Consider the following 18303-nt stretch of genomic DNA (forward strand, 5'->3'; position numbering starts at 1 on the left):
GTTTTGGAACCATTCGAAACAGCACAGCTCTAAAACATAACAATACAAGGGTCTTTCTTGTTCTTAGGTTTTGGAACCATTCGAAACAGCACAGCTCTAAAACCTCGTGGACCATTTTTTCTCACGAAATTTCGTAATCGCGCCATTCGTCTCAGCTAGACTTCAGCCTCGAACAGTTCACTATTTTTAGCTATATTATACCTCAAAATCCTTTATTTTACAACGTTTATAGCAATTTAAAGCTATATTTTTTCTCTAAAGTTTGTGTCAAAACTTCTGAATAATTAACATGTTCTCTATCAGCTAATCTGATTAACCATTCTGGAACCATAACGTTTTTTCGAATAGCTTTGGTACTTTTTAAATATGGAGAAGGATCTGCTTGAATTAAAGTAATAAAACCATTCTCAACTGATAATTCACTCATATCAGCAACCTTTAGAAGCTCTAATCCTTCATCTAGATAAGCAGCTAATGAGCTTTCTAACATTTCTCGAGCATTTTTCATCGCTTCTTCGCCATCATCACCCTCGGTACCACCACAAAATCCTGGAAATTCTACCCCAAAACTTCCATCTTCTTCTTTGTGAAAAATTTCTGGGTATGATTTTAACATAAAAACCTTCTTTGTAGCCCTATGTCTTTTAAAATTTTCTTTTCCAAACCCGCTCCTAACACCTTGTTTCCATGAATTGGAATCGTAAAATTTATAGGAGACTACATCCTTTTTGAACTGATGGTGTCCTCCCTTTTACACGAACTTCTTTCCAACCTTTTAACACAGCAAGCTTTGCTAACCCTCTACCTGTTAACGACGCATCTCTTCACTCCTTTATTATCTACGTATTAAGCGCATGCACCAAATTATAAGAAAAGAGGCTGAGATAAGATGCTCAGCTTCTTCGCTTTTGTAGTATAAATGACAGGACGCAGTAGTTGAGTGGGTTCTAATACGCTGATAAATCAGTTTTTACACCCCTACTCAACTCTGTACGGGGGTGAGACGACAAAATCGAATTTCTTGGAAATTACTGATTTCTGTCTCACTCCCTTATTAACGTATTTAATTCATATTTTCTGCTATCAAAAAATAATCACTATCCAATACGTACTGCGGAAAATCATAAAGTCTTCGTGGTTCTAGAAAAAGTACGTTTTGATTTGAGAGCCTGATATACTCTATTAATTTTTCCATTTCATTTTTAGTTAAATAAGCTCCGCTATTAACGAAAATTAACAATTTCTTCTTGCTAAGATAATTGTAAACTTGAAGAATTTCAAAGCATTTTTCGAAAATAGTATCACTCTGTGTTTCAATTTTGACACCAAGAGCTTTAATAAGTTCTAAAATGGTAATTTCGTCATATTCTAAGTCCAACTCATTTTCCAAACATTCGTACGAGAGCAACTCTGTAATGGTGTTTGCCAGCTGCTCAATCATTGATTTCACCTCTGGTTTGTCATTTAATTGACTCTCCAAATCGTCATGAATGAGTTTCAGCATTGACTGTGAATTAACATCGAATCCCAAAATATCTGTCACTAAAAGCAATTCTGAAACTTTTAAAGACCGTAATCTCTCGTCAAACAACTTCAAGTCACATTCTTCGGAATAAGAATAAAATTGCCTAACAAGATTTGAAAATACAGTAACATCCTCAACCGTTAAAATAGTTGCATCAAGAATTTCAATTGGTTCATCAAATATGGGAAAATTAATCTTCATCGTTATAATCCTCTCCGAGAAATACAAGACGTCTATCAGAATTGGCGACGCTGGTATTTCGCTCACCATTCAAATAAATCATACGAGCAAACTGTTTTTCAGTCACTGTCAAAAGTGTGATGCTTCCTTTTTTAGGATTATTGGCTTGCAACCTATCAACCATAGCTTTATTGGCAGAATTATTTAATAACAATTTGCTATAAACCGAAAATTGGTGCATGATAAAGCCTTCACTCAATAAAAACTTTCGAAATTTACGATATGCTTTTCGTTCTTCTGCTGTTTCAGTTGGCATATCAAACATTAAAATCATTCGCATATATCGATAACTCATATCCTAAATTCAGGAACTCCTTTCCCACCATGATTTAGAGCTTTGACCACTTTCTTCGTATAATCACTAACAATATTGTTTAGGAACATTTCTTTATTGTTATAAGAATAGGTTTCATCAAACATCGTAAACAATTCGCGTTTAATCTTAACAAAGGAAGCGTTACGATTTTCATACACAATTCTATCAACAATTGGACGAAATGGCTCCATAATATCACTAGCCAGATTAAACTGATTGAATTGGTTAGCGTGCTTTAAGCCGAATTGCGTCATGCAACCACAAACAACTAATTCACGCGCAAACATGCTCAACAACAGAGTATAGCCATAATCTAAACCAGCATTAATATCATTATCCTGATCACGTGAGAAATCATTTCCAAACAAGGTATTAAAATAAATTCTTGCAGAATGTCCCTCACGATTACTGGGATCGAAAGATTCTAGACTGTGATATAACTTCATGATAGATTGGGATTTTTCAAAGAAGGAACATTCACCAAGATACATGCTTTGATTTAATATTTTCTGTGCAATAATAGTTGTCCAAACATCACATTTGACATCATCCCCCCAAGCAATTTGATTTGTCAGTTGTAAACTAGAATCGTGGCGTCCATAGTAAGGCGTCAGCATTGCAGTTGGCAAACGTTTTTCATCACAAAAAATAATTAAAATATTTCTCTCAACTAAACGTTCAATCAACATCGTCGTCAATACAATATTCGTCGTTTCAAGCAACAGAATATCAATCTCTTCCAGATGAATCATTTCAGTATGATAAGCATCTTTAAAAATCAAATGATTATTCTTATACGACAATTTAGAATGCTCATTAACAATAACCGTACGCCATCCCATTACTCTTCTCCTAATTTGCTCAAATCAATACGTGTTTCATAAAGACCAGTGATAGATTGGTGAATGAGGGTGGCGTTTAGACACTCTTTTGTCGAATTATAGCGTTTACGTGGAATTTTTTCACCAAGGAAATTGAAATCAGCTGGCGCACCTAATGCAGTCAATGTTAATAAATTGATAAATGAATCTGAAATTTCCTCAATTGAGAAGTTGTCCATACTATCAGCAGCTGCTCTAATTTTACTTAAATTTTTTTCAACATCAACATATACGTTAGCAAAGTTTTCTACACAAGATAAGACTTCTTCAAATTCTTTCTTATGCTCACTAACGTATTTTAAATGCTCAGCGCTGTTAAAATTGCCAATTCGATGGGCGTGATAAAGTAATGCTACTAAATGAGCTGAAAGCATTATTTCATTTCCCTTTTGCAGCTCTGTGGCACTAGCTAACAGACGTCTTCTGCCACCTTCAAATTCAAAAAGACTGTACTTAGGAAGTTTCATTAATTTGTCCTCTTGAACATTTTGATAACCTTTATTTTTTAAAAATTCAACTGGATTTTTTTCAAAGAAAGAGCGTTCCATGATAGAAATACCGACTAGCTCTTTTACAGTTTTTAGTTTCTTTGTTTTGCCTTTTTCGACATCTGCTACAACTAAAACAGAATAAGCAACTGTTGGACTATCAAAACCACCATATTTCTTAGGTTCCCATAGAACTTTCTTCGTTTTACGCGGAATTAATTTATCAGAGTCACCTTTGGGTAAAATTGATTCTTTTGAGAATCCTCCTGTCTGAGTTTCAACCTTTTTAACAATATTGACTTGTGGGTAGGATAAAACTTTTCGAACTTTTTCAAAGTCAGTTCGCTTATTCCAAGCGATTTCTCCAGTGTCCTTACTATATTCAACAACTGGTCGAACTATTACTTTACCATTTGAATATCTTATGACACGTTTAAAGAAGTTCATTAGGTTTGAATAGAAGAAATATTTTGCTGTTGCTTTACCCATTTCAGAATGGTCATCAGAAGATTTGGCAACAAGTTTGCGGACATCATATTTTTTATACTCACCATAAACAAACTCTGGTGCTAATTTAGGATATTTTTTAAGCAAAGCTGTTCCAACCACTGCATTAAGATAAGCATCATGGGCATGGTGATAATCATTAATTTCACGAACTTTGTAAAATTTAAACTCTTTTCGAAATTGCGAAACAAGATTTGATTTCAAAGTAATAACTTTCACATCACGAATCACCTTATCATTTTCATCACGTTCTGTATTAAAACGAGCATCTAAAATTTGTGCCACATGTTTTGTGATTTGACGTGTTTCAACCAATTGACGTTTAATAAAGCCAGCCTTATCTGCTTCAGTCAATCCACCACGTTCGGCTTTCGTTAAATTATCAAATTTACGTTTAGAGATTAGTCCTGATTTATACAATCGAACCCATTCTGCCTTTCTAGCACGAACAATACCAAGACTTGGTACATCATCTGATTTACCTCGATTTTTAGCAGAACTTGTTAGTACTCGATTATCAATAGAGTCATCCTTAATAAAGGCTTGAGGAATAATGTGGTCAATATCATAATCGCTTAGATGGTCAATATCCAACTCATCACCAGTGTACATATCTTTACCATTTTGAATGTAGTAAAGGAAGAGTTGATCATTTTGAAGATGACTATTTTCAACCTTATCTTCAATATATGACGGTTTTTCCTCATTAAGAATATTACTTCCTAACTCTTTTAATGAGTTCTGAAGTTTTTTCAAACGTTGTTGGGATTGGCTTCTTCCTCTATTAGTTGTTTGATTTTCACGCGCCATTTCAATAACAATATTATCAGGATTATCTCCCATCACTTTAATTAGCTCATCAACGATTTTGACACTTTGTAGAATACCTTTTTTGATAGCAGGGCTTCCAGGTAAATCATGAACAACAGTTTCAATATCATCGACATCACCAACAACTTGCGCTTCTTGAATGATTTGTTTAAATGATAATGCATCATCGTTAATTAACTGCATAAAGTTACGATTAGCAGAACCATCATCAATCAAATAATCAAGAATAGTCTTGTTATTTTCTTTATTACGAATACCGTTAATTAATTTGTATGACAAACGCCCCCAGCCAGTGTAATGACGGCGTTCAAGTTTCTTCAATTGCTGTTTTGTAAAGATATCACTATATTTTTGAAGGCGCTGCTGAATCATTTCTCTATCTTCAAACAAAGTTAACGTTTTAATAATATCTTCAATGACTTCTTCGTTTACTTTATCATCCAAGAAAGATTTATCCAAAATCTTTTTCAAATCATGGTAAGTCCCAAGACTCGCATTAAATGATTTATTTTCTTTATCAAGTCCAACTAAATCTTGAATACGATATTCAGGAAACTCTTTATCAAGATAATTTAACAGTTTTTCCTTGGTAACTTTGCGATTTTCTTTAAAGACATGGTCAAAGATTTCTTGTTTCATATTTGAATCAAAGAAAGAGTCTTTTCCTTGCTCATTAACATACTTAACTTTTGTTAATTCATTATAAACTGCAAATGTTTCATATACATGACTGTGTTTTGGTAAAACTTTCTCCTCTGGTAAATACAAATCATTTAAAGTCATGCGTGTAATGAATTTTTCAGCTGATTTTTCTTTATCAATTACCTTATCGAAATTCCACGGTGTAATCTTCTCATCCGAACGATATTCTGCCCATGCAAATCGGCTATCTTTTCGTGCCAATGGACCAACGTAGTAAGGAATTCTAAAAGTCAATATTTTTTCAATTTCCTCTTGGTTCTCTTTTAAAAATGGGTAATAATCACCTTGACGTCGTAAAATGGCATGCATTTCTTGTAAATGAATTTGATGTGGGATTGAGCCATTATCAAATGTTCTTTGTTTTCTTAAGAAATCTTCACGTTCAATTTTATCTAGGAAATAATCACTTCCATTAATTTTCGTTAGAATACCTTTCAGATATTTATAGAATTCATCTTGTTTGACACCATTTTCAATATAACCCGCATAGCCATTTTGGGTTTTATCTTTAAAAATATCGTGATACAACTCAGATTTATTTGCCTTAATGAATTCTTTTAGCTTTTCTAAATCTTCATGGTGTTCAACATAACGTTTAATCATCGAAGCTGATAGCGGCGCTTTAGTTGAATTATCGTCAACAGTTAAAATACCTGAAAGTAAGATGGCATCGTAAAGATTTTTAGATGAAGTAAATAAATCTGCATAATCGTCTCCAATTTTCCCAAGTAACTCTTCTAAATCTTCTTCGTAGGTGTCTTTAGAAAATTGCAATTTAGCATCTTCAGATAATTTGAAATTCGTTTTAAAATTAGGCTGTAATCCTAAAGCCAAAGCAATAAGATTTCCGAATAAAGTATTCTTCTTTTCCTTTGGATAGTTATTTATAAGATTTTCTAAACGGCGTGACTTGCTAATTTTTTCTGTCAAAATACTTGCAGCGTCAACCGTAATTTCTGATAAGTGACTATCATCAAATGTTCTATCATACACTCCTACGAAATCAGTGAATAGTTTTTGAACATCTGTATTTTCAGCATTCAATTCACCCTCAATTAAGAAATGTCCACGGAATTTAATCATGTGTGCTAAAGCCAGATAAACCAAGCGTAAATCTGCTTTTTCAGTTGAATCTGCAAGATGTTTTCTTAAATGATAAATTGTAGGGAATTTCTGATGATAGGCATCTTCTTCTGCCTTATTACCGAAGATTGGGTGTGAATCAAAATTTTTATCATTATCTGTCAAAAAGGACTCATCTAAACGTTGAAAGAAACTATCATCAACTTTTGCCATTTCTTCAGTAAAAATATCTTGCAGATAACGTAAGCGATTTTTACGGCGCGTATAACGACGCCGAGCTGTACGTTTCAAACGAGTCGCTTCAGCTGTTTCGCCACTATCAAATAATAAAGCACCAAGTAAGTTTTTCTTGATATACTTTTTATCAGTATTTCCTAAAACCTTCATCTTTTTAGCTGGAACTTTGTAATCATCAGTAATCACAGCCCAACCTACACTGTTGGTACCTATGTCAAGTCCGATTGAATAATTTTTCTTAGTCATAATTTTCCTCCTCTTATAATAAAGTTTAAATTTACGAAAAATACTATAAGATCAACGCTTTAATTAAATCAATAAAACTTTTCAGTAGTTTCAATAACTCCGTTAAAATCACCAATTTTTCCTTATCAAATTTAAACTCCTCTAAAAAATAACCCCTTAAAAACATAACAGCTTATATTTAAATTATAGCATATATTTTTAATCTTGATATTACAAAAATTAATATAATTACTAACTAAAATTTGTTAGAATATAGAGTGGTTATGTTTTTAGTTTTAGAGTTGTGCGTTTTATAGCTTTAACAATTTCTATATAATATCACTTGTAAATAATAAGTAATTATTATATAATAAATTTGTTGGAACTATTCGAAACAACACAGCGAGTTAAAATAAGGCTTTGTCCGTATCCAACTTTGTAAAAAGTGGGCGCCGAATCGGCGCTTTTTTCTTGCTCTAATTTTTATTTCTATCCTCAAACTATCTGTTTCATTGTACAACCTTTTTCTTAGAAATTCAAGCGGTTTCAAAAAACTTGTGCCCTTTACCAGCCTATTTCAGAGGCAGATAAAACATCAAATCATTTTGGAAGTCACTGAAAAAGTCAGTTTCATTAAAAATGTAACAGAGAACATCTTCTCGCTTTCTCCGATAGTTAACTAAAAAACGAATGGATGATAAAAAGTTTTATACAACTAGATATCATCATTCGTTTTTTATTATTCAGACTTGTTCAGTAGACTTTCATTTTGACTAGTATTTAAATTAATTGGTTAGAAGGTTAGGTTTAAATTTTGTAGAACCTGCTGATTTTGCAAGATGAGGAAAACACCAATGACGATGATGGCTGTAAAGAGAATAAACTTGACTAGTCCTTTGATGAAGCGGATGATAATCAGTACACTCATGGATAGAATCAGCCAAGTCAGTGCCCAACTGCCAAAGAAGCTCTGCAATTTTTCTAGAGAGTCCCCAGCTACAAAGTGGAGCCAATCTGGCAGTCGCTCTAAAACTGCTACGGGTTTGATACCTGAAAATCCTAACTTGCTTGCAATCATAGAGCCTGTTGTTTGGAGCCAGGCAAAAACCCCAGTGTTGAAAAGGAACAGAAAAACCTGTTCAGGGTATTTACTGATGGCTTTCCTTAATGTTCTCATACGTCCCTCCTTATGAATAAAGTATTTGTAGTTTTTCGATATCCACCGACTGGATACCATAGTAAGAGCCTGCCGACTGCATAACTGACTTCTGACTATCGTCATGATCCAATCCCAGAGCATGACCGATTTCATGTTCTGCCGTGTGGGTAATCCGCTCTTGACTGTAACCGTAGCTAGTATTGAGCAGGTAGTAGGTGTTGAGCTTGACATCCACATGAACGATCCGACCAGTTAGGCTGTCTGTCTCCGTCTCTGCCATACCCGCTGCCTGCGACGCCCCGTCCGAGTAATCGGTTGCAACGATATCCGCACTCTCCTCGTCCGTAACTAAATTAAGCGTAAAAACACCTGTCGCATTCCAATTGTCGATAGCCTCTTGATAGGCATTTCTTAAGGTCTTGTTGGAGCTTTTGATGTAAATGCTGGCGCTATTTGCTGACCAGCGCGCTCCCTTTTTCTGACTGATTTCATCAGTTGCTAGGTCAGACATCGTTTGAGCCAAGCTCTGATCCTGATGATGAGAAACGTAAGAAGTCAGTTGGTTGACCGTCTGATTAAAACGCTGCGCTAATGACGAATCACTGTTCTTAGCCAAGAAAACTAGCAATAAAATCAAGACAGCTAGACCAATCACAAGCCTGATTAGGAACCAAAACAAGGACCAGATAATAGAGATCATCAATCTTGGAAAGAAAAACAAAGCTCGAAAGAAACGTTTCATAACAGAACTCACTTTCATTGAAAATTTGCCCTAAAACTAATAGACATTAAGTATAACAACCCCTCAAATAAAAGACAAGGAAAAAGTGATTGACACCAAAATGTCACCAAAAAGACTTGGACAAAATAAATTGTCCAAGTCTTTTCATCTTAGATAATAATGTAATCCTGCAAACCGAACAGGAATTGGACCATCCCCTTCTTGATGACCTTGTAGCCCATTTTTTCGGCATCGTAGCACTTTTTGTAGCTGACAGATGACTAATAGATTTTTCAATAGTTTTATCAGACTTTCTCCTTTGCCAGCAGCCATTCTTATGACAATCGTTCTTCCTTAACATAGTGGATCGGCAGCCATTCTAGCAATTTATCCAGCTGCTGATTCCAGTAATACCACTCATGCTTGCCATGATCATTGTGATAGTCAATATCAAGTCCTACAGCCCTCAATTTTTCAACAGCAACTTCATTCGCTTCGTAAAGAAAGTCTTCATAGCCGCACCAAGCATAGAACTTGGTCTTCTTATCAGACCTCTCTGCCAAAGTTGTCAGATAATGCTCTTTTAAAGCTCTGCTATTGCCAAGATCACCAAAAACCCCTTGCCAGTAAGCTTGCGACTCTCCAACAATGTCAGCTGGATTTTTGCCATCAAGGCCAATGGCTAGCGCTCCAGAAAAGGAGGCTGCGTGTGAAAAGCGGTCAGTGGACAAGGCGATTTTGTAGGCACCATAGCCACCCATAGAAAGTCCCGCGATGAAGGTCTTCTCACGATTTTGGGTCATGTTTGGGAAGAAGCGGTGCAGAACTTGCGGTAATTCTTCTGCGATAGCCGTATAGTAATTGAGCCCAGAAGCTGTATCTGTGTACCAAGCCAAGTCAGTCGAAGGCATAACCACAATGAGATTGGTATGACGCAACAAACGTTCAATATTAGTTCGCTTTTGCCAGGAATTTTCATTTCCCCCCATACCGTGCAAGAGGTACAGGACAGGAATGTCAGTATCAGTTACCTCATCTGCCGAGATTTCTGTCGCATCCGGATAGATGACATTGACTTGGCGCTCCATGCCAAGTGCTTTTGAATTGTATTCGATCTTGAAAAATGCCATTTCTTCTCCTTTCATAAAAAGGCAGGCCTATCCCACCTTTCCATTTAGTATCTGCTAACTTAACCAGCAATTGATTGTTTAAAACAATTAGCGAACTTCCATCACTACCGGCAAAATGGCTGGGCGACGTTTAGTTTGTTCAAAAAGGAACTTACTGATGTCATCGCGGACAGCGCCTTTCAGTTCGCTCCAGTCAAAACTATCCTGAGCCAGATAATTTTCAACTGTTGTATTGACCAGTTCAGCCGATTCACGTAGAATATCGCGACTCTTCTTGACATAGACAAATCCACGCGTATGAATTTTCGCTTTTGAAACGATTTTCTTCTCTTTTTTATTGACCGTAATGGCTACGATAAAGATCCCATCTTCTGACAAGACCTTGCGGTCACGGAGGACGATATTACCCACATCGCCGATGGCATTCCCATCAATCATAACATCACTAGCAGGTACACCTCCTTCGTGTAAGAAGCCTTCCTTGCTCAGAACCATGATGTCTCCGCGCTTCATGATGTAGATATTCTCCGGATACATGCCCACTTCTTGCGCTAATTCAGCATGGGCAGCTAGGTCGCGGTATTCCCCTTGGATCGGGAAGAGGTATTTTGGACGTAACAGGTTGATCATAAGCTGTAAGTCGCGACCATTGGCATGACCAGACACACGTAAATGTTGAGTGATGAGTTTGACAGAACCACCTGCCTTGTAAATCAAGTTTTCCACGCGCGCCACAACTGCTTCTTTAGAAATACTAGGCGTTGTAACGATGTAAACCAAGTCGCCTTCTTTGATTTGCACATAGCGGTGACGGCCAACAGCCATCTTTTGCAGGCTATTGATAGGTTCACCCATACGACCGGCCTCCAAGATGATGAGTTCGTGGTCTTCAAACTTAGGCATATCCTTTGGCTTGATTATTAATTTCTCATCAACTAAACGCAGGCGTTTCATGCGAATGGCTGTACGGACAATATTTTCCGCATCAAAACCAGTCAAAACAACGCGACGGCCATGATCCGCAGCTGAATCAAAAACTTGTTGAATACGAACCAGGTTAGAGGCTACTGCTGCTACGATGACACGACCTTCTGCATTGGCGATGACATCATCCATCTCAGAGCCAACTTCTGATTCGCTAGCTGTTTGTGTCGTACTGATTGCATTGGCAGAATCAGACAAGAGAGCAAGAACACCCTCATTTCCGATCTCAGCCAGACGTGCTAAGTCAGTCTTGTAGTATGGACGTGCGGCCTGGTCAAACTTGAAATCACCTGTATAGACGATGTCACCTTCATCTGTCCCAACTACAATCCCCAAACTTTCTGGAATAGAGTGAGTCGTCTTAAAGAATGAAATCACAGCGTCAGCAAATTCGATCTCAGTCTCTGCATCTACCACATGGAAATTATTAAATTTCTTGACGTTAGTATTATTTTTAACAAAAAGCTTGGCCAGTTCAATCGTCAAGGGTGAGCCGAAAACGGGCACCTTGATTTCTGAAATGATATAGGGTAGAGCTCCGATGGCATCCGCGTGACCGTGTGTTAAGAAAATTCCTTGCACACGATCCTTATTTTCAATCAGATAGTCCAAGTTTGGAATGACAACGTCAACACCCAGTTGCTCATTTTCAGGGTACTTCAAACCTGCATCAAGCACAAAAATGGACTCATTGACTTCAACAACATAGAGGTTTTTCCCGTTTTCACGGACACCCCCAAGCGCAATAATTTTAATATCGCTCATTCTGTCTCCTTTAAAGATTTTATTTTCATACAAACGGTCCTGCCAGCCAACACTTCAGGGCACTGGTCCAGCAGTCGAATTACTGCGGTTGCAATTCCTTGCATACTCTCTTATTATAGCTTGAATTACTTGAAAAAGCAAAAAGCAACATCAATAGAAAAACCCAACTGCTTAGTTAGGCTTCTGTTATTTATTCAAAAAATTGGTAGTAGTCAGCAATCTGCATCTTCGCCTTCTGCTGAGCATTGAGATCTTTGACAATCTTTCCATCTTTCATGACAATGAGACGGTTACCATACTTAAGAGCATCTTCCATATGGTGGGTAATCATGAGCGCTGTCAATTTTTCTTGACGGACAAATTCATCTGTTAAGTTCATCAGAGACACACTGGTTTTGGGATCCAAAGCTGCGGTATGTTCATCCAGAAGCAAAAGTTCTGGACGCTTAAGCGTCGCCATCAAAAGGCTGAGTGCTTGACGCTGACCACCAGACAAGAGGCCTGTCGGTGTATCCAAATGTTTCTCAAGACCGTTTCCTGTTTTGGTTACAAGACGCTGAAATTCATCTTTGAAGGAGTTAAGCTTACGAGAAACTAGGCCGCGTCGCTCACCACGATACTTGGCGATGAGCAGATTTTCCGCCACTGTCATCCGCGGTGCTGTTCCCATCTTAGGATCTTGGAAAACACGCGCCAAATGATTGGCTCGTTTTTCAGCAGGCAGATACGTGACATCTTCACCAATAATGGAAATACTTCCACTGGTCAACATAAGTGTCCCAGCGATAACATTAAACAAGGTTGACTTTCCCGCACCATTTCCACCGAGGATGGTGAGAAAGTCATGCTCATAAATGTCCAAACTAACATCGTCCAGAATTGTTTTTAACTCATCAAAGCCATTATTGACCTGCACGGTAGCATTTTTCAATTCAACAATTTTTTTCATCGTGACACTTTTACTCCCTTAAAGAATTTATTTTTCAAAGTTGGCACCATGAGGCAGATAGCCAAGACGATAGCGCTGAAAAGTTTAAGATAGTTGGTGTTGAAACCAAGTGCCACAACTGCCAAAATTAAAAATTGATAAACAATGGAACCGATAGCGATGGCAATCAAGCGCTCCAGCATGGTTAAATTGGTTGAGAAAACAACTTCTCCGATGATAATGCTGGCAAGGCCAATAACGATGACCCCAATCCCCTTTGAAACATCAGCATAGCCATCTTGCTGGCTGATTAGGGCGCCAGCAAGAGCGATTAGCCCATTTGACAAAACCAATCCCATGAGCTCCATACGGTCAGTGTTAATCCCAAAGCTTCTAGCCATGTCCTTGTTGTCACCAGTAGCAATGTAGGCTTGTCCTAGGCGAGTATTTAAAAAATAAATCATCAAACCGATAACTAAGGACACAAAGATAAGACCGATTAGTAAAAGATTGATACTTTCTGAAAAAGGGAGGACATCTTGTAAGGTTTTGGCATCCAACAAGCCAAGGTTAGCCCGCTTCATGACCATGAGCATGATGGAATGACAAGAGGTCATAACCAAAATCCCTGCCAAAAGTGTTGGAATTTTTCCTTTAGTATAAAGAAGACCCGTCACTAAACCTGCTACGCAGCCTGCTAACACTGCCGCCAAGGTTGCAAGTAGCGGATGGACTCCTTGGGTCATCAAAGTCACAGCGACTGCACCACCGAGCGGAAACGAACCTTCTGTCGTCATATCGGGAAAGTTCAAAATCCTAAAGGTCATAAAAATACCCAGACCAAGCACCGCCCAAAGCAATCCTTGAGAAATGGTTGAAATAATCATATTATCCTACCTTACTTTTAGAGATTGTTAACCGATTTCGGTAAACATTTCTTGTATTTTATCATAATTTTCAGAAATTTTCTATTCAGATAAAAAGAGCTAGTCAGTCAAAACTTGTCCCAACTAGCTCCAAATCTGATAAAGTCAAAAATCAACCAGCTTATTTCTTGTCTGCTTTATCCAGAATCTCTTCTGGAATAGTGATTCCCAATTCTTTAGCAACCTTTTCATTGACTACTGGTGTTCCTTCTTTCATAACCTTAACTGACATTTTAGAAACATTTTTCCCTTTGAGAATCTGCGCAGCCATTTTACCCGTCTCAACACCGAGTTGATATTGGTCAATGGCAACTGAGGCCAGCCCGCCTTCTGAAACCATAGTGTCAACGCTTGGATAGATTGGCTTTTGGGCGTCTTTGGCAGCAGAGACAACGCTTGAGAAAGCACTGGCAATGGTGTTGTCAAGTGGAATCCATACAGCATCAACCTTTGGCAACATGACATTCATGGTTGTTGCAATTTCGTTGGTAGATGGTACAGAATATTCAACCACTTCATAGCCAAGTTTGTCAGCTAAGGTCTTAAATTCTTCCACTTGAGATTTCGAGTTATCTTCGCTGCTAGAGTAGATGATACCAATAGTATTAACTTTAGGTGTTAACTGTTTAACCAATTTAAGTTGAGCTTCAATCGGCGTTTTATCAGACACCCCAGTCACGTTGCCACCAGGATTTTTCAAGTTCTTGACCAACTTAGCACCGACAGGATCGGTAACAGCTCCCATAACGACGGGAATCTCTTTACTGGCATTAGCTAATCCTTGGGCTGCTGGTGTAGCAATCCCAATCAAGACATCATTTTTATGATTAACCAGTGTTTGGCTCATGGTCGCAATCTTACTTTGATCAGCTTCAGCATTAAGAAATTCAATATCTACCTTTTTACCAGAATAGCCTTCTTCTTTTAATCCTGTCTTGATACCTTTGTAAATAGTATCTAACGCCTCATGAGTAACATACTGCAAAACTCCGACCTTAGCGGCTTTAACTTCTGTTTTCTTGCTTGACTTTTTACTCATCGTTGGTACTAAAATTCCAACTATAACAAGAACCGCTAGAATTACCAAAATAGTTATTAAACGTTTGTTTTTCATCATTTATCTCCTTTAATCTTAATTTCTTCTTGGAAAAATCTAAAAAGAAAAGCACCTAGTCTAATTGACTACGCGCTGATTATGAACTAAGACTAGCGCATAGATACCTTTTTAGAAGTACACCAAAAGTCGTATCTATGCACACATAAACACAACTTTACCTACGCCATCTTTGCCAATTTGTAAGGTGTTTAATCTTTGTCATCTTAGTCTTCCTCTCTTTGTTTTGCTTATAATTATATACTAAATTCTGAAAATTGCAAGCGTTTTTGAATATTTTTGAAAAATATCAACTATGTTCTAAACAATCAGCCCACCTAAGACTCCAACATCTTTCACAAAATCCACACACTCTCTGGATTTCATAGACAAACGCCAGTAATTAATTTCATCAGCAGAGTATTTATCCGAGAGCAAAAAACCACCAATTTAGAGTCGGTGGCTGTTAAGTTTAATCTTTAATTAGCGATGTTGAGTGAACGACACGGTTGTCGCTGTCTGGATAAATGTACTTGATAGCTTGATTGATCGCTGTTGGGGCTTCACCAAAACCAGTCGCAATCAAGTCAACCTTGCCTTCGTATTGGGCTGCATCACCGATGGCATAAACCCCCTCTTGGCTAGTTTCAAAAAGTGGTGACACGTTGATACTTGAACGTTTGTGATCAATATTCCAGTTTTTGAGGTTTTTATTTGAAGTGGAAAATCCAAAGCTGACGATCAGAGCATCCAGAGGTAACTCGACTGTCTCATCAGACTTAACTTTCTGCACGGTTAAGCTAGTCGCTCTGCCATTTTCCCCAGTCAACACTAAGGGAACATATGGTGTCAAAATCTTAACACCAGACTCTTTGAGCACCTCAACGCTGTGCTCGTGAGCGCGGAAGGCATCACGGCGGTGAACAAGTGTCACACTAGATGCAATCTTATCAAGAGCGTTAGCCCAGTCAACAGCTGAGTCACCTCCGCCACAGATGACCACATTCTGACCCGCAAATTGATCGAGTTTGTGAACATTGTAGAAAAGATTATTATCAGCGTAGTCTTCTTCGCCCTCAAGTCCTAACGGACGTGGAGCAAAGGCCCCGTTACCACAAGCGATAATTATAGTTTTAGAAAAATGCTGCGCTTTGTTGGTTTGAATGGTGAAAATACCATCCTTTTTCTCAAAGGTTTGAACTTCTTCTTTAAGGCAAATAGTGGTGCGGTCTTCAAAACGCTTGAGCTGCTCAATTAGATTATCAACCAACTCACCTGCTGGAATAGCTGGAAAGGCTGGCACATCATAAACCATCTTCTCTGGATAGAGGATAGCTGGCTGACCGCCAAGCTCAGACAAGCTTTCAATCACTTTGACGGAAACTCCACGAAGACCAGCGTAAAAAGCAGCGAACAAGCCAACAGGTCCACCACCAACAATTGTAATATCGTATATTTCTTGATTGTCAAACATTTATTCTTTCAACTCCTTATAAATTTCTTCGATAACTGACGATTTATAAGCCATATAGCTCTCGATATCTTTGGGAAATAGCTGCGCTGCCTTTATTTTAATTGCTCCATAAGTTGCAACAGCATCAGGATGGGTACGCAAATAATCACGAAAAGCAAGGTGGCGTTTCAACTCGAGTGAATTTTCAGGACAAACATAAAGATGATGGCTTTGCAAATGCTCTTTACCAGAATATGTAAAGGCGTCCCTACCTTCAATCCCTAAATTACCTTCATGCTGATACCCAATAGCAGCCAAGCCTTTAACAACAGCTGGAAAATCCTCTGATGAGATGACAACATCAATATCAATGATTGGCTTTGCTGCTAATCCTTCAACAGATGTGCTTCCTACATGTTCAATACTGATAGCTAGTTTGTCAAGAGTAGCATGCAATTCTTGCGCAATTTTTTCAAAATCATCTTTCCAACTTTTTTGGTAAGGAAGAACAATCACCTTTTCCGTCCGCATAAAACCTCCTCAAAAATAAAGAGACATATCGTCCGCATGTCTCCTATTATATCACATCTTTTTAGAATTCATGCCTTTCTCTGCGAGAATCTTCTTAAAAATAGCCTCTTCTTCCTCGCTAAAGACATAATTTTCCAATAAATCTGGACGACGTTCCAAGGTCTTGCGCAAACTTTGTTCCAAACGCCACTGGAGAATCTTTTCATGATGACCTGACATAAGGATGTCGGGCACCTTCATGCCACGGAAATCATAGGGACGGGTGTACTGAGGATACTCAAGCAGTCCAGAGGAGAACGAATCATCCTGATGGCTAGCTTCCTTGCCGATAACATCCGGAATGAGACGAACTGTCGCATCTACCATAGTCATGGCAGCCAATTCTCCTCCCGTCAAAACGAAATCACCCAATGACACTTCATCAGTCACCAAGGTTTTAATGCGCTCATCATAACCTTCATAGTGCCCACAGATAAAAATCAACTCATTTTCCTGAGCCAATTCTTCAGCAAAACTTTGATCAAATTTGCGACCAGCAGGATCCAAAAGGATGACCCGTGGCTTTTTGTCAGCAATTTTTTCAATAGTGTCAAAAATGGGCTGCGCTCGCAAAAGCATCCCTTGGCCACCACCATAAGGTTCATCGTCCACATGACGTGCCTTTTCAGCATTCTCACGAAAATTATGATAGGTGATGTCTAAAAGTCCTTTTTCTTGAGCCCTGCCAACAATAGAATGCTCAAGCGGTGCAAACATTTCTGGGAAAAGGGTCAGGATATCAATCTTCATCATCCAAACCTTCCATAATTTCTACATCAACACGATGATTGGCAATATCCACTTCAAGTACCACTGGAGGAATATAAGGTAGTAACAAATCGCGTTTTCCCTTGCGTTTCACAACCCAAACATCGTTAGCACCAGGTTGCAAGATTTCCTTAATCTGACCAATCAAAACATCATTTTCATAAACATCTAGTCCGATAATTTCATGATAATAAAACTCTCCATCATCAAGTTCTGATAGATTTTCCTCAGCGACTTTTAGACTAAAACCTTTAAATTTTTCAATGTCATTGATATGATACATGCCCTTGAATTTAACAATATCAAAGTTTTTCTGCTTACGATGACTGGCAATTTCAACTTCCATAACAAACTGATCTTTTTCATCAAAGAGAGCGAGTTTTGTGCCTTTTTTGAAGCGCTCTTCAGCAAAATCTGTCACGGACAGGACACGCATTTCCCCTTGCAGACCTTGCGTATTGACAATCTTACCTACATTAAAATGAGTCATATTCTCTCCAATTTTTCTTAATCCTAACTATTCTACCATTTTTCCTATTAAATTTAAACCGTCATTTTAACAAAAAAGAAATGAAAGCTATCAAGACTACTTAGAAAGACTCATATGGACCTGCAAGATTATATCAAATATTCGCCCGCATTAACGGCAAAATATCACTTTTGATAAAAAATGTAATAATTCTTCACTTATCGAGAATACCATGCCAAACTGGGATAATCAGCAACCTTATTAAAGTCATTAAACAAAATGCCTTTGGCTTTAGGAAGATG

The 18303-nt window shown here is 37.9% G+C and carries 16 protein-coding genes and 1 pseudogene; all 17 read right to left on the reverse strand.

All coding sequences use genetic code 11. The annotated features are described in order from the left end of the window. Window positions 1-226: 226 nt before the first annotated feature. On the reverse strand, window positions 227-616 hold the full coding sequence (locus A3GS_RS0100465) for a type II toxin-antitoxin system HicB family antitoxin (RefSeq protein WP_018363466.1): 390 nt from the start codon (window positions 614-616) through the stop codon (window positions 227-229). After that, window positions 610-782: pseudogene (locus A3GS_RS12115) on the reverse strand (type II toxin-antitoxin system HicA family toxin). Before A3GS_RS12115 ends, A3GS_RS0100465 begins: the two are co-directional and overlap by 7 nt. Window positions 783-1063: 281 nt before the next feature. After that, window positions 1064-1726: a type II-A CRISPR-associated protein Csn2 gene (csn2, locus tag A3GS_RS0100470; RefSeq protein WP_018363467.1), complete on the reverse strand. Its 663-nt coding sequence runs from the start codon at window positions 1724-1726 to the stop codon at window positions 1064-1066. Next, window positions 1716-2060 carry a CRISPR-associated endonuclease Cas2 gene (gene cas2 / locus A3GS_RS0100475; RefSeq protein ID WP_026216204.1) on the reverse strand — a complete coding sequence of 115 codons (345 nt, stop codon included), beginning with the start codon at window positions 2058-2060 and terminating at the stop codon, window positions 1716-1718. Before cas2 ends, csn2 begins: the two co-directional genes overlap by 11 nt. Further along, window positions 2057-2923, reverse strand: a complete 867-nt coding sequence (gene cas1, locus A3GS_RS0100480) for a type II CRISPR-associated endonuclease Cas1 (protein ID WP_018363469.1) — start codon at window positions 2921-2923, stop codon at window positions 2057-2059. The genes cas2 and cas1 overlap by 4 nt, the downstream gene beginning before the upstream one ends. Next, the gene (gene cas9 / locus A3GS_RS0100485; protein ID WP_018363470.1) at window positions 2923-7056 is read right to left on the reverse strand and encodes a type II CRISPR RNA-guided endonuclease Cas9; all 4134 of its coding nucleotides are present in this window, start codon (window positions 7054-7056) and stop codon (window positions 2923-2925) included. Before cas9 ends, cas1 begins: the two co-directional genes overlap by 1 nt. 772 nt (window positions 7057-7828) lie before the next feature. Next, window positions 7829-8212 (reverse strand): hypothetical protein, encoded by a 384-nt coding sequence (locus A3GS_RS0100490; protein ID WP_018363471.1) that lies wholly within the window; start codon window positions 8210-8212, stop codon window positions 7829-7831. Between the two features lie 10 nt (window positions 8213-8222). After that, complete coding sequence (locus tag A3GS_RS0100495; protein ID WP_018363472.1) at window positions 8223-8936, reverse strand: M57 family metalloprotease; 714 nt, start codon at window positions 8934-8936, stop codon at window positions 8223-8225. Window positions 8937-9250: 314 nt separating this feature from the next. Further along, complete coding sequence (locus tag A3GS_RS0100505; protein ID WP_018363474.1) at window positions 9251-10045, reverse strand: alpha/beta hydrolase; 795 nt, start codon at window positions 10043-10045, stop codon at window positions 9251-9253. 87 nt (window positions 10046-10132) lie between these two features. Continuing rightward, window positions 10133-11794, reverse strand: a complete 1662-nt coding sequence (locus A3GS_RS0100510; protein ID WP_018363475.1) for a ribonuclease J — start codon at window positions 11792-11794, stop codon at window positions 10133-10135. A 190-nt stretch (window positions 11795-11984) separates the two neighbouring features. Further along, on the reverse strand, window positions 11985-12743 hold the full coding sequence (locus tag A3GS_RS0100520) for an ABC transporter ATP-binding protein (RefSeq protein WP_018363477.1): 759 nt from the start codon (window positions 12741-12743) through the stop codon (window positions 11985-11987). Next, window positions 12740-13609 carry an ABC transporter permease gene (locus A3GS_RS0100525; RefSeq protein WP_018363478.1) on the reverse strand — a complete coding sequence of 290 codons (870 nt, stop codon included), beginning with the start codon at window positions 13607-13609 and terminating at the stop codon, window positions 12740-12742. Before A3GS_RS0100525 ends, A3GS_RS0100520 begins: the two co-directional genes overlap by 4 nt. Window positions 13610-13769: 160 nt before the next feature. Continuing rightward, a complete protein-coding gene (gene trpX / locus A3GS_RS0100530) occupies window positions 13770-14762 on the reverse strand; it encodes a tryptophan ABC transporter substrate-binding protein (protein WP_018363479.1) in 993 nt (330 codons plus the stop codon). Between the two features lie 451 nt (window positions 14763-15213). Beyond that, on the reverse strand, window positions 15214-16215 hold the full coding sequence (locus tag A3GS_RS0100535; RefSeq protein WP_018363480.1) for an NAD(P)/FAD-dependent oxidoreductase: 1002 nt from the start codon (window positions 16213-16215) through the stop codon (window positions 15214-15216). Then, window positions 16216-16725 (reverse strand): GrpB family protein, encoded by a 510-nt coding sequence (locus A3GS_RS0100540; RefSeq protein WP_018363481.1) that lies wholly within the window; start codon window positions 16723-16725, stop codon window positions 16216-16218. Window positions 16726-16776: 51 nt separating this feature from the next. Next, window positions 16777-17514, reverse strand: a complete 738-nt coding sequence (gene trmD, locus A3GS_RS0100545; protein WP_026216205.1) for a tRNA (guanosine(37)-N1)-methyltransferase TrmD — start codon at window positions 17512-17514, stop codon at window positions 16777-16779. Beyond that, window positions 17504-18022: a ribosome maturation factor RimM gene (rimM, locus tag A3GS_RS0100550; protein ID WP_018363483.1), complete on the reverse strand. Its 519-nt coding sequence runs from the start codon at window positions 18020-18022 to the stop codon at window positions 17504-17506. The genes trmD and rimM overlap by 11 nt, the downstream gene beginning before the upstream one ends. Window positions 18023-18303: the final 281 nt, after the last annotated feature.

The organism is Streptococcus caballi DSM 19004 (assembly GCF_000379985.1).
GTDB classification, from domain to species: Bacteria; Bacillota; Bacilli; order Lactobacillales; family Streptococcaceae; genus Streptococcus; species Streptococcus caballi.